The 12826-nt window shown below is 74.6% G+C and carries 10 protein-coding genes and 1 riboswitch; of the genes, 5 read left to right on the forward strand and 5 right to left on the reverse strand.

Annotated features, from left to right (window positions below):
* The gene (locus BN6_RS20145; protein ID WP_015101562.1) at window positions 1–1320 is read right to left on the reverse strand and encodes a prenyltransferase/squalene oxidase repeat-containing protein; all 1320 of its coding nucleotides are present in this window, start codon (window positions 1318–1320) and stop codon (window positions 1–3) included.
* Window positions 1321–1435: 115 nt separating this feature from the next.
* Window positions 1436–1506: riboswitch (cobalamin riboswitch) on the reverse strand.
* 137 nt (window positions 1507–1643) lie between these two features.
* Between BN6_RS20145 and BN6_RS20150 the strand changes: the two genes are divergently transcribed.
* Window positions 1644–2897: a cytochrome P450 gene (locus tag BN6_RS20150; protein ID WP_041313377.1), complete on the forward strand. Its 1254-nt coding sequence runs from the start codon at window positions 1644–1646 to the stop codon at window positions 2895–2897.
* Window positions 2898–2942: 45 nt separating this feature from the next.
* Here BN6_RS20150 and BN6_RS20155 read toward each other — a convergent pair whose 3' ends face one another.
* Window positions 2943–3863, reverse strand: a complete 921-nt coding sequence (locus BN6_RS20155) for a cobalamin-binding protein (protein ID WP_231905349.1) — start codon at window positions 3861–3863, stop codon at window positions 2943–2945.
* A 94-nt stretch (window positions 3864–3957) separates the two neighbouring features.
* Here BN6_RS20155 and BN6_RS20160 point away from each other — a divergent pair, with 94 nt between their 5' ends.
* The 3 genes from BN6_RS20160 to BN6_RS20170 all read left to right on the forward strand — a co-directional run bounded on the left by BN6_RS20160 (window position 3958) and on the right by BN6_RS20170 (window position 8586).
* Window positions 3958–4884: a DMT family transporter gene (locus BN6_RS20160; protein ID WP_041317487.1), complete on the forward strand. Its 927-nt coding sequence runs from the start codon at window positions 3958–3960 to the stop codon at window positions 4882–4884.
* Window positions 4885–4998: 114 nt separating this feature from the next.
* The gene (locus BN6_RS20165; protein ID WP_015101566.1) at window positions 4999–6177 is read left to right on the forward strand and encodes a S8 family peptidase; all 1179 of its coding nucleotides are present in this window, start codon (window positions 4999–5001) and stop codon (window positions 6175–6177) included.
* Window positions 6178–6291: 114 nt separating this feature from the next.
* On the forward strand, window positions 6292–8586 hold the full coding sequence (locus BN6_RS20170) for a PEP/pyruvate-binding domain-containing protein (RefSeq protein WP_015101567.1): 2295 nt from the start codon (window positions 6292–6294) through the stop codon (window positions 8584–8586).
* Window positions 8587–8770: 184 nt separating this feature from the next.
* Here BN6_RS20170 and BN6_RS20175 read toward each other — a convergent pair whose 3' ends face one another.
* Complete coding sequence (locus BN6_RS20175) at window positions 8771–9937, reverse strand: 4-hydroxybenzoate 3-monooxygenase (RefSeq protein WP_015101568.1); 1167 nt, start codon at window positions 9935–9937, stop codon at window positions 8771–8773.
* A 208-nt stretch (window positions 9938–10145) separates the two neighbouring features.
* A complete protein-coding gene (locus BN6_RS20180) occupies window positions 10146–10892 on the reverse strand; it encodes an IclR family transcriptional regulator (RefSeq protein WP_015101569.1) in 747 nt (248 codons plus the stop codon).
* A gap of 204 nt (window positions 10893–11096) precedes the next feature.
* On the opposite strand from BN6_RS20180, the gene BN6_RS20185 reads away from it, so the two are divergent.
* Window positions 11097–11909, forward strand: coding sequence for an RNA ligase family protein (locus tag BN6_RS20185; protein ID WP_197540289.1), 813 nt, complete (start codon window positions 11097–11099; stop codon window positions 11907–11909).
* A gap of 73 nt (window positions 11910–11982) precedes the next feature.
* Here BN6_RS20185 and BN6_RS20190 read toward each other — a convergent pair whose 3' ends face one another.
* Window positions 11983–12813, reverse strand: a complete 831-nt coding sequence (locus BN6_RS20190) for a siderophore-interacting protein (RefSeq protein ID WP_231905350.1) — start codon at window positions 12811–12813, stop codon at window positions 11983–11985.
* Window positions 12814–12826: the final 13 nt, after the last annotated feature.

Raw genomic sequence — 12826 nt, forward strand, 5'->3', positions numbered from 1 at the left:
TCACCGCCGCACCGCCGCGGCCCGCCGGCGCGCCACGACCAGCGCGAGCCCGCCGGTCAGGACGAGCAGCGCGCCCAGCAGCACCGCCGGGCCGGCCTCGACGCCGGTGCGGGCCAGGGTGCCCGAGCCGGTCACGACGAACCCGGCGGCCGGCGTGGTCGTCGTCGTGGTCGTCGTGGTGGTGGTGTCCTCGACGGGCGGGGCGGTCGTGGTCGTCGTGGTGGGTTCGGTGGTGGTCGTCGTGGGCTCGGCGCACTCCAGGACGGGCGCGGCGGGCTTGTCACCGGCCGAGGAGATCTCGGCGAGTCCGGTGCCGACCAGGCCGAGCACGGCCTGGCTCGTGACGCGGACCGCGATGGCGGGGTTGAAACCCTTGGCGTCCAAGGCGATCGCGCCCGCTGCGGGGTCACCGCAGCCGACCTGGAGACCGGCCAGGTAGCCGGCGGCCTTGTCGGCGGCGGCCGTGCGCCCGCCGACCCGCAGCGCCTGCGCGGCCAGCCCGGTGCTGTTGGCGTTGGAGGCCGCACCCGGGCCGCCTTGGGCGTCGTCGCCGAAGCCGCCGTCGGCGGGGTCCTGCCGCTTGACGAGCCAGTCCAAGCCCTTGGCCGCGGCGGCGATCGCGGTGTCGGTGACGGTGTCGCCGGCGGTGTCGGTGTTGCCGGCGGCGAGCAGCGCCTGCACGGCCATGCCGGTGGCGTCGGCCTGCGCGGTGCAGGTGGGCTTGCCGATGTCGAGCGGGAACCCGCCGTCCGGGCACGCGGTGCCGGCCAGGAAGGTCACCGCGTTCGCCGGGGCGTCACCGTGCCGGGCGAGCGTGATCACCGCGAGCGACTGGGTGAAGGTGTTGCTGTAGTCGCCCCACTGGGACTGGTCGGCGAACCGGCCCGACGCGGTCCGCAGCGCGGTGAGCCCGGCGATCAGGTCGACGCCGCCGACGCTGGTCGGGTCGCCGCCCTGGGCGAGCACGGCCAGGGCGAGCTTCGCGTGCGCCCCGGCGTACTTCGAGGCGGACGGGTCGGTGGTGTAGGCGGCCACGTTCGCGGGCGCGGTCAGCCAGGACAACGCCTTGCCGGCGCCGGCCTGCGCGACGCCGGCCGCGTCGAAGGCCAGCAGGGCGTCGATGGTCAGCCCGTGGTCGGGGTAGGCGACGCCGTTGAACTCGGTCTCCATCCGCTCGCCGGCCACGAGCCGGCCCGACAGCCAGCCCGCGGCGGCTTCGGCCGGTGACTTCGTGGTGACCGGCGCGGCCTGCGCGGCGGGGGCCGCGACGAGCGCGGACAGCGCGACGGCGACTGCGACGGCGGTCCTTCTCAACGGCATGGCCGGCCTTTCCAGCGGTCGGGGCGCGCGCGGCGGACCCCGGACAGCCGTGACCGACCTCCCCAGGCTCCGACCCGGTGACCTCGACGGGTGTCGGGAGCTTCACGCGCACGCAGGGTGGTCGGGCTCGCCCCGATGAGGGGGCCTACCGTTGCGGGTCAGCGCCGGATTTCGACCGGCTTCCCCCGATGCGGGCGCGATTGCCGATCGTCGCCTCACCCGGCCTGACGTGTCAATCCGCCTGTGGCGCGATGCTGCTCACCCGTACGTACGGTTACCGTCGATCAGATCAACCGGGGGAAGAGGGGTGTGGAATGGCGACTATGGCGTCCGTGCGCGACGGCTTGGTGGCGTGGGTCGCACGGCGTTCGGTCACGCGGTGGCTCATGGGCAGGATCGGTTCGCGCGCGTTGTCGCTGCTCCCGGACGGTGCGCTGGTCCCGTTGAAGCGGGACGGGCTCGTCCCGGCGGCCGAGTTGGAGCGGATGCGGGAGGCCGGCCCGATCCACCGGCTGCCGATGCCGTTCGGCGTGAAGGTGTGGTTGGTCACGGGCCAACCCGAGGCCAAAAAAGTGCTTTCCGACACAGATGCGTTCAGCAACGACTACGCGCGGCTGGGCGCGGCGGTCGGCATCGAGCAGACGCCGGGCGGCCTCGGGTTCGCCGACCCGCCCGACCACACCCGGCTGCGCAAGCTGCTCACGCCCGAGTTCACCATGCGCCGGCTGTCCCGGCTGGTGCCCCGCATCGACGAGATCGTCACCGAGCGGCTGGACGCGATGGCCGCCGCGGACGGGCCGGTGGACCTGGTCCGGGAGTTCGCGCTGCCGATCCCGTCGCTGACGATCTGCGAGCTGCTCGGCGTGCCCTACGCCGACCGCGACCGGTTCCAGGAGCTGGCGGCGGCCCGGTTCGACCTGTTCGGCGGCGCGAACTCGGCGCTGGGCGCGATCTCCGAGTCGCTGAAGTACATGGAGCAGATCGTCCGCCGGGAACGCCGCGAGCCCGGTGAGGGCCTGCTCGGCATGATCATCCGCGAGCACGGCGACGAGGTCACCGACGAGGAGCTGGCGGGCCTGGCCGACGGCGTGCTCACCGGCGGGTTCGACACCACCGCGAGCATGCTGGCGCTGGGCGCGATCGTGCTGATGAGCGACCCGGCCGCGCGGGCCGCGGTGAAGGACGACGACCGGGCCGTGGCCCCGGTGGTGGAGGAGCTGCTGCGGCACCTGAGCGTGGTGCAGGTGGCGTTCCCCCGGTTCGCCAAGCGCGACCTGGTGATCGCCGACACCGAGATCGGCGAGGGCGACGTGGTGGTGGTCTCGCTGGCCGCCGCCAACCGCGAGGGGCTCGACCGGCTGGAGTTCGACGCGGCCCGCAAGGTCTCGGCGCACCTGGCGTTCGGCTACGGGGCGCACCGCTGCGTCGGCGCGGAGCTGGCCCGGATGGAGCTGCGCGCCGCCTACCCCGCGCTGCTGCGCCGGTTCCCGGACCTGCGCTTCGCCGAGGACCGCCCGTCGTTCCGCGCGGCGTCCATCGTGCACGGCGTGGACACCCTCATGGTCCACACCCGCTGACCGCCCGGGAGGCGGCCCGTCGTTCGCGGCGGGCCGCCTTTCGCGTCACCGCACCCGGCGGGCCTGCGAGCGGTCGACGGGCGCGCCGACCGACACGCCGTGCAGCACGTGCGCCAGCACCTCCGCGCCGCGCACCACACGCGGGCCGGGCCGGTTGAAGTACGACGGACCGTCGAGCACCCACGTCGGCGCGCCCAGCTCCGCCCACCCCGGCCGCGAGGTCAGCACGGTCAGCTCCGCCTCGGTGCGGTCCGGCGGGAACCCGCACGGCAGCACCAGCACCACGTCCGGCCGGGCGTCGAGGACGGCCCGCCAGTCCACCGCCGAGGTGTGCTCGCCGGGCGCGGCCAGCAGCGGCTCGCCGCCGGCGCACGCGATCTGCTCGGGCACCCAGTGCCCGGCCGGCCACACCGGGTCCAGCCACTCGATCGCCACCACCCGGGGCCGGGGCCGCCCGGCCACCGCCGCGCCCACCGCCGCCCACCGCTCCCGCAGCGCCGCCTCGCGCCGGGCCGCGACCGCCGGCACGCCCAGCACCTCGCCGACCCGGCGCAGGCAGTCCAGCACCTCGTCCACGGTGGACGGTTCCAGGCTGAGCACCCGGGGCCCGGCGTCGAGCACCCGGACCGCCTCGGACACCCGCCGGTAGGACACCGCGCACACCTCGCACAGGTCCTGGGTCAGCACCAGGTCGGGCGCGAGCCGCGCGAGCAGCGCCTCGTCCAGCCCGTAGAGCGAGGAGCCCCGGTGCGCCGGCCCGCCGCGCACCGCCGCCGAGATCTCCCGGCTGCCCATCCGGTCCTGGTCGATCCCGGTCGAGGTGACCACCGGCACCGACGCCACCGACGCCGGCCAGTCGCACTCGTGGGTCCGGCCGACCAGCGCGTCGGCGAACCCCAGTTCGGCGACCAGGTCGGTGGCGGCGGGCAGCAGGGAGACGATCCGCATGACCCCATCCTCGACCATGAAGCAGAGCTTAACGCAGGTGAACAAGCCTTCACTGTTCTTAACATGATTCGTGGGGCACGGTGGAGCCGTGCTGAACCGTTCCGTGGTGCGGATGGGACTGCTGGCCCTGCTGTGGGGGTCGGTGTTCCTGTGGATCGAACTCGCCCTCACCGGCCTGACCCCGGTCCAGATCACCGTGATCCGCTGCGCGCTGGGCACCGCCGTGCTGCTCGTGCTCGCCGGGTTCGGCCGCCAGAAGCTGCCGCGCGACCAGGCGACCTGGGGGCACCTGGTCGTCGCGGCGCTGTTCTGCAACGCCCTGCCGTTCGTGCTGTTCGGCATCGGCCAGCAGACCGTGGACTCCGGCGTCGCCGGCGTCCTCAACGCCACCACCCCGCTGTGGTCGGTGCTCATCGGACTGGCCCTGCGCACCGAGCCCCGGCTCACCCCGGCCCGGGTCGGCGGCCTGGTCCTCGGCTTCGCCGGGGTCGTGCTGATCTTCGCGCCCTGGCAGCGGGACGGCCTGGCGAGCTGGGGCGCGCTCGCCCTGCTCGGCGCGGCCGCCAGCTACGCCGTCGCGTTCACCTACATGGGGCGCACGCTGGTCGGCCGGGCCGGGCCGATGGCGATCTCGGCCGGCCAAATGGCGGCCGCCACCGGCCTGAGCGCGCTCGGCCTGCCGCTGTCCGGGCCCGCCCACCCCAACGCCACCGCGCTGGTCGCCGTCGTGATCCTCGGCGTGTTCGGCACCGGGTTCACCTTCGTGCTCAACTACCGGATCATCGAGGAGGAGGGCGCCACCAGCGCGGCCACCGTCGGCTACCTGCTGCCCGTCGTGTCGGTCGGCCTCGGCGCGCTCGTGCTCGGCGAGCCGCTCACGCCCCGGATCGTGGCCGGCATGGCGGTGGTGCTGCTCGGCGTCGCCCTGACCCGGTCGGCCGCCGCCAAGCCGCCACAAGAAGGGTCCGCTCCGCGCCCGTCGCCGGTTTTGCCCACTGAGCGTGACCAGCCCGGCGGCCATTCGACCGAACCCCGTTGACCATGGCATAACTGCTGGTCAGGCTGCTGTGTTGCGGCTCGTTCGAGTGCCTGTCCGCCCCGTCAACCCTGCGTCGGGGCGCGCTCGGGCGAGCCTCGCCGAAGGAGCCGGACCGTGCGTCCTCCCCTCACGTCCCTCGCCGTGCTCGCCGCCGTCGCCACGACGGCCGGCCTCACCGCGGGCGTCGCCTCCGCAGCACCGCACCAGGCGCCGATCGTCAGCCCGGCGGCCACCGCGACCGCCACCCCCATCCCCGGCAGCTACATCGTCACCCTGAACCGGCAGTCCCGCAGCGCCACCGCCGCGGCCGCCGCGGCCGGCGTCACCCCGACCCGCGTGTACGACTCCGCGTTCACCGGGTTCGCCGCCACCCTCACCCCGAACCAACTGCGCAAGCTCAGCCGCGACCCGGCCGTGCGGCTCATCGAGCAGGACCTGCTCGTCACCGACGCCCTCGACACCACCCAGCCCAGCCCGCCGTCGTGGGGCATCGACCGCGTCGACCAGAAGAACCTGCCCTTGTCTGCCAGCTACACCTACACCGCCACCGGCGCGGGCGTGCACGCCTACATCATCGACACCGGCATCACGCCCAGCCACCCCGACTACGGCGGCCGCGCCACGTTCGACCACAACGCCATCGACACCAACAACACCGACTGCCAGGGTCACGGCACGCACGTCGCCGGCACCATCGGCTCCCAGACCTACGGCGTGGCCAAGGGCGTCCGGCTGCACGGCGTGAAGATGATGAACTGCGCCGGCAGCACCACCACCAGCGCCGCGATCGGCGCGGTCGACTGGGTCACCCGCAACGCCCAGAAACCCGCCGTGGCCAACACCTCCTGGAACTACCCGGCCACCGCGAGCCTGGAGACCGCGATCCGGAACATGATCGCCTCCGGGGTCTTCCTGGCCACCTCGGCGGGCAACACCGGCGGCAACTCCTGCGACCGGCTGCCCCGCAAGGTGGAGACCGCGAGCGTGGTGGCCTCCACGGAACGCACCGACGCCCGCTCGTCGTTCTCCAGCACCGGGTCCTGCGTCGACCTCTACGCGCCCGGCAGCGCGATCATCTCCACCCTGCGCACCGGGGCCACCGGCTCCATGAGCGGCACCTCCATGGCCACCCCGCACGTCGCCGGCGTCGCCGCGCTCTACAAGTCCCGCTACGGCGACCAGCCGTCGGCGACCGTGCACAACTGGCTCACCACCAACGCCACGCCCAACGTGGTCAGCGGCGGCACGACCGGCGGCACGGTCAACCGCCTGCTGTTCACCGCCGGCCTGTGAACCTCCCCGGCGCGCGGGCTCGCTCCCGCGCGCCGGGGCACACCCAGCGCCGGACCCCGTGCGGGACAACGCGACCTGAGCGGGCTCTCAGCGGGAACGTGCCAGGATCGGCGCATGGGGGAACCACCACTCGTACTGCCGCTGGCCGATCCGGCGGCCGAACCCGACCTCGTCGGCGGCAAGGGCGCGTCGCTGGCCCGGCTCGTCCGGGCCGGCCTGCCGGTGCCCGACGGCTTCCACGTCACCACGCACGCCTACCGGCTCGCCGACGAGGGCCGGGAGATGCCGCCCGAGGTCGAGGCGGCGATCCTGGCCGCCCTGCCCGAGGGGCCGCTGGCCGTGCGCTCCTCGGCCACCGCCGAAGACCTGCCGGACCTGTCGTTCGCCGGCCAGCACGACACCTTCCTCGACGTGCGCGGCCCGGACGTGGTCGACGCCGTGCGGCGCTGCTGGGCGTCGCTGCGGACCGACCGCGCCGTGCGGTACCGCGCCCGCAACGGCATCACCGAGACCGCCATGGCCGTCGTCGTGCAGCGCCTCGTGCCCGCCGACGCCGCCGGCGTCCTGTTCACCGCGAACCCGGTCACCGGCGCCCGGGACGAGACCGTCGTCAACGCCGCACCCGGCCTCGGCGAGGCCCTGGTCGGCGGCGAGGTGACCCCCGAGTCCCACGTCGTGCGCCAGGGCGTCGTGAGGTCGACGGGCGACCTGCTCGACGAGGCGCAGGTGCTCGAACTCGCCCGGCTCGGCGCGCGCATCCAGCGGCTGCACGGCGGCCCGGTCGACGTCGAGTGGGCGCGCCACGACGGCCGGTTCGCGATCCTGCAGGCCCGGCCGGTGACCGCCCTGCCCGAGGTCTGGAACGACAGCCTGCGCGGCGACTACCTGTGGACGTGCGCCAACCTCGGCGAAGCCGTGCCGAGCGTGATGACCCCGGCCACCTGGTCGATCGCCCAGGCCCTGGGCCAGCCGCCGATCGCCGGGCACCCCACGACCGGCAACATCGGCGGCCGGTTCTACCTCAACATCAGCGCCGCCCTGGCCGTGGGCACCGCGCTCGGCCTCGGCCGGCTCATGCGCCGGCTCGCCGAGCACGTGTTCGGCCGCCTCCCGGAGGGCGTCGAGGTGCCCCGGCTCCCGCTGTCCCGGGTGGCGACGCTGCGCGCCGCGGTCGCCGCGATCGGCCCGTTCCTCAAGGAGAACCGCGACCACAAGCGGCGCATCGGCGGCCTGCTCGCCGCCGCGCCCGCCCGCGCCGAAGACCTGCGGGCCCGCATCGCCGCCACGGCGACGGCCGCCGACCTGCGCGCCCTCTGGACCTCGGACGTGCGGCGCCTGCTGCACGACGAGATCCGGGTCTACGACGCCGGCGCGCGGATCGGCCTGGGCGCGAACGCGAAGCTGCGCCGCACCCTCGACCGCCTGGTGGGGGAGCGCGACGCCACCGCGCTGCTGACCGGCGCGCACGGCACGTCCGGCGAACTGGCCAGCCTCGGCCCGCTGCTCGCGCTGTCCCGGCTGCGCCGCGGCGAACTCGACCGCGAGAGCTACCTGCGCGACTGGGGCCACCGGTTCGCCGACGAGTTCGAGGTGTCGGTGCCCCGGCCCGCCGAGGACCCGACCTGGCTGGACCGCCGGCTCGCCGACACCGGCCCCGACCCGCACGACCTGCTGGCCGGGCAGGCCGCCGCCCGGGAGGGCGCCTGGCGGCGGCTGGTCGCGGGCCACCCCGCTCGGGCCGCCGCCCTGCGGCGCCGGCTGGCCGCGCTCGCCGAGTCCACCCGGGCCCGCGAACGCGCCCGCTCGGAGATGGTGCGCGGGTTCGCGGTGCTGCGCGCGTTCCTGGTCCGGGCCAGCGAGCTGACCGGCCACGACGCGTTCTTCTTGGCCCTGCCCGAAACCCTCGCGGTGCTGGCCGGCGACCCCGCGCCGGCCACCGCCATCCCGGCCCGCCGCGCCGCCCACCACCGCTACCGGGCCCTGCCGCGCTACCCGACGGTGATCCTCGGCCGCTTCGACCCGGAGTCGTGGGCCGCCGACCCGGACCGCCGCACCGACGTCCACGCGCCCTCGGCCGCACCGGCCGGCGACGGGGTGTCCGGCTTCCCCGGCTCGGCCGGCGTGGCCGAGGGCGTGGCCAGGGTGCTCGCGACCGTGGACGACGGCGACGCCCTGCGCCCCGGCGAGATCCTGGTGACGACGGTGACCAACATCGGCTGGACCCCGCTGTTCCCGCGCGTGGCGGCGGTGGTCACCGACATCGGCGCGCCGCTCTCGCACGCCGCGATCGTGGCCCGCGAACTCGGCATCCCGGCCGTCGTCGGCTGCGGCAACGCCACCACCCGCATCCGCACCGGCGACCGCATCCGCGTGGACGGCACCCGCGGCACCGTCACCACCCTGCCCTGACCCGCACCCCGACCACCCGCACCCCGACCACCCGCACCCCGACCACCCGCACCCCGACCACCCGCACCCCGGCCCGTCGTCACGACGGCCCGCCCACCGCGGCGAGGCGGTCCGACTCCGCCGCGCGGTGGGCGGCCGTCCGCTGTGGGGTCCTGCGGTTCGGGGCGTCGACCGGCGCGGTGGGTCAGGCGGTGTGGCCGGTGTCGTGGGGGAGCCCGACGTAGTTCTCGGCGAGGCTCGTCGCGGCAGCCTCCGAGGAGCAGACGTAAGCCAGTTGGGCCAGTTGCAGCTGCTGGTCCAACTCGTCGCCCGAAGTGTGCAGCATCGACGTCATCCACCACGAGAAGTGCGTGCACCGCCAGACCCGGCGCAGCGCCCGGTCCTCGTACCCGTCGAGCAGGTCCGTCCGCCCCTCGGCGAAGAACGCGCCCAGCGCCTCGGTCAGCACCGCGACGTCGGCCACCGCCAGGTTCAGCCCCTTCGCGCCGGTCGGCGGCACGATGTGCGCCGCGTCGCCGACCAGGAACAGCCGACCGTGCCGCATCGGCGTGCTGACGAAGCTGCGCATCGGCGTGACGCCCTTGTCCACGATCGGCCCCGTCCCCAGGGACCACCCGTCCAGGCCCAGCCGCACCCCGAGCTCGTCCCAGATCCGGTCGTCGGACCAGTCCTCCACCCGCTCGCCCGGTGCCACCTGGAGGTACAGCCGGCTCAACCGCGGCGACCTCATGCTGTGCATCGCGAACCCGCGCGGGTGCCACGCGTAGATCAGCTCGTCGGTCGACGGCGGCACCTCGGCCAGGATCCCCAGCCACGCGTACGGGTACTCGCGCTCCCACGCGCGCCCCGCCGGGATGGTCGGCCGGCTTACCCCGTGGAACCCGTCCGCGCCCACGACCACGTCGGCCTGGACCACCCGGGGCGTGCCCTCGGCGTCCACGAAGGACAGCCGTGGCCGGTCGGTGTCCACGTCGTGCAGCGCGGTGTCGGTCACCTCGAACCACACGTCGTCGCCGCGCACCCCGAGCAGGTCCTTGACCACCTCGGTCTGCCCGTAGATCCACACCGACCGCCCGGTGAGCGCCCGGAAGTCGATCCGGTGCCGCTCGCCCGGCCACTGGAGGTGGATGCCGTCGTGCCGCATCCCGTGCTCGCGCAACCGGTCGCCGAGCCCGGAGGCCACCAGCAGGTCCACCGTGTCCTGCTCCAGCACCCCGGCCCGGATCCGGGCCTCGACGTAGGCCCGCGAGCGGTTCTCCACCACGACCGAGTCCACACCCCGCAACGACAGCAAGTGGGACAGCAACAACCCGGCCGGCCCGGCGCCGACGATGGCGACCTGTGTGCGCATGGGAGAAGGGTGGTGCAGAAGATCGGCCACGAACAGCTTCCGGTGCCACTCAGTGGCAGACTTCCCGGTTCGCGAACCCCGGCCGCGATCCCGCCACGCGATCAGCCCGGTCCGCGAACGCGACCGTCCCGGCCCGCGCGCGGACGGCCCTTCCGGCACGGCGAAGCGTGCCGCGCGGGCGGTGGGGCGACGGACCGGGGGAGCGGGGTCAGCGCAGGGCGCGGGAGATGCCGCCGGCCGCGACGCGCAGCGGGGCCAGGTGGCGGGTCGGGTCCTTCCGGGTCGCCATCACCAGGCCGATCGACGCCACCACCGCGCCCTCGGCGTCGACCACGGGCACCGCCACCGAGCACGTGCCCAGCGTCATCTCCTGGACGGTCCGCGCGTAGCCGCGCCGCCGCACCTCGCCCAGTTCGCGCACCAGCCGACCCGGTTCGGTGATCGTGTACGGGGTCACCTTCGCCGCGCCCGCGACCACCTCGGCCACCACCTCCGGGGGCGAGTGCGCCAGCAGCACCTTGCCGACCCCGGTGGCGTGCAGCGGCAGCCGGCCGCCGGGGCGGCTCACCAGCGGCACGGACGCCCGGCCGTGCAGGCGTTCCAGGTAGAGCGCCGCGTCACCGTCGCGCACCGCCAGGTGCACGTTCTCCCGCGTCGCCTCGTACAGGTCTTGGAGGAACGGCAGCGCCACGTCCCGCAGGTCGCCCTGCACCCGGGCCAGCAGGCCGAGTTGCCAGAGCCTGCGCCCCACCACGTACCGGCGGTCGGGGAGGCGTTCGAGCACTTCCTCCGCGACGAGGTCGGCGGCGAGCCGCCGGGTGGTCGACAGCGGCAGGCCACAGCGCCGGGACAGCTCGCCGAGCGGGAGGCCGTCGCGGGAGCCGTCGAACGCGGAGAGCACGTCCAGCGCCTTGGCCATCACCCCGCGCCCCGGCTGGGTCGAACCTCCGGCCATGAGCGCCTCCCGCCGAAAAACCTACCCCACGCCCAGGTCGTCCGGCACGGACCACGACGTATTCCGCCATTGATCATGATGACTTCAGTGTGGAATAAAATCAATCATTCACTCCGGTGATCAGCCCCGTAAGACCACGAGCCAGCCAGGACAGGCCTGAATATCTGTTTTGCCAACTGGCACAACCGCCGTATGGTTCGGGCCGTGGACGACGGCAGAGGTCGGGGCAGGCCCCGCAAGGACCCGGAACGCCTGGCCCGCTGGACACCGCCCGAAGGGTGGTCCCGGCTGGTCGCCTGGATCTCCCCGGAGGAGAAGCGGGCGCTCAAGCACGCCGCGGCGGACGCGGGCGTGCCGGTCGCCGAACTGGTCCGGTCGTTGGCCGGGGTGCTCGCCTCCGGTGCCGTTACCCACGTCGAACTGATCGACCGAGCGGTGAGAGGCAGACCTGCGATGGAGAAGATCCCCACGTTGTTCGAGCGGGACGACCGGTTCCGCGTCGTGGACCGGCCGCGTGCCGAGTGCGCGTGGGTCTTCGCCGGCGAGGGTGTGGGCACCGAGAAGCTGGACGGGACCAACGTGCGGCTGACCGTGCGCTCCGGGCACCTGGTGCGGGTCGAGAAGCGGCGCAACCCGGGCAAGGAGCAGAAGCTGCTCGGGATCGTGGACGGCTGGTACGTCGACACCTCGCCCGACGCCGCCGACGACAAGTGGGTCCTCGCGGCGGCCGGCAACACCGACGTGACCGGCTGGGCGGACGGCGAGCACTCGTGCGAGGCGCTCGGGCCGCGCATCCAGGGCAACCCGCTCGGGCTGGCCGACCACCTGTGCGTGCCGTTCGACGTGGCCGCGCCGGTGTACGAGCAGGCGCCGCGCGGCTACCGCGAGCTGGCCGCCTACCTGGCGGGTCTGGAGAGCCGGTTCTCGCCGGGGAACCTGGCGGAGGGGATCGTGTTCCACCACCCGGACGGGCGGCGGGCGAAGATCAAGCGCAAGGATTTCCCGAAGGCGGCCTGACGCCCCACGTCCGCACCCCGGGTCGGGGGTGCGGACGCGGCGGCCGGTCAGCCGGTGCCGGCAGCAGTGCCGGTCAGTCGGCGGCGACGCGCTCCTGGGCTTCGGCGAGGTCGTCGTCGGTGGGCGGGTCGTCCTGGGTGAGGGCGAGCCGCCAGTAGCCGGTGAACTCGATCCGGCGCTTGTCCAGGCCCCGGTCGTCGAGCAGGTGGCGGCGCAGCGCGCGGACGGCGTCCGCCTCGCCGGCCAGCCAGGCGTACCCGCTGCCGGCGGGCAGGTCGGCGGCGCGCACGGCGTCGAGCAGGGCCGTGCCGCGGCCGGGCGGCACGGCGGCGCGGTGCACCCAGTGCAGGTCGAGGGTGGCGGCGGTGTCCAGCCGCTGCTGTTCGGCCGGGCCGCCGACTTCGACGTATGCGATGACGTGCGCGCCGGCGGGGAGTGCGGCGAGGTGGCTCGCGATCGCCGGGATCGCGGTCTCGTCGCCCGCGAGGAGCAGCCAGTCGTGCTTGGCCAGTGGCCGCCGGTAGACCGCCGACGGGCCGTAGCGGCCCAGGGTGTCGCCGGGTTTCGCGGTGCGGGCCCAGCGGGTGGCGGGGCCGGCGTCGGCGTGCAGCACGAAGTCGACGTCGATCTCGCCGGTGTCCGGGTGGTGCTCGCGGACGGTGTAGCTGCGCATCCACGGGCGCTCGGCCTCGGGGAGGGCGCGGTAGGCCTGGTACCAGCTCATGCCGTACTTGTCGCCGCGCGCGGTCACCAGGTCGGGGACCGGGTGGCCGGGCTTGGGGAACAGGAGCTTGAGCTGCTGGTCGGGCCAGGTGGTGAAGTCGTCGAGGCCGTCCCCGGTGAACCGCACGCGCAGGACGTGCGGGGTGACCGGGTGGACGGCGGTGACGTGCAGGAGCGGCACGGGCTGGGGGTTC

Source organism: Saccharothrix espanaensis DSM 44229 (genome assembly GCF_000328705.1).
GTDB classification, from domain to species: domain Bacteria; phylum Actinomycetota; class Actinomycetes; order Mycobacteriales; family Pseudonocardiaceae; genus Actinosynnema; species Actinosynnema espanaense.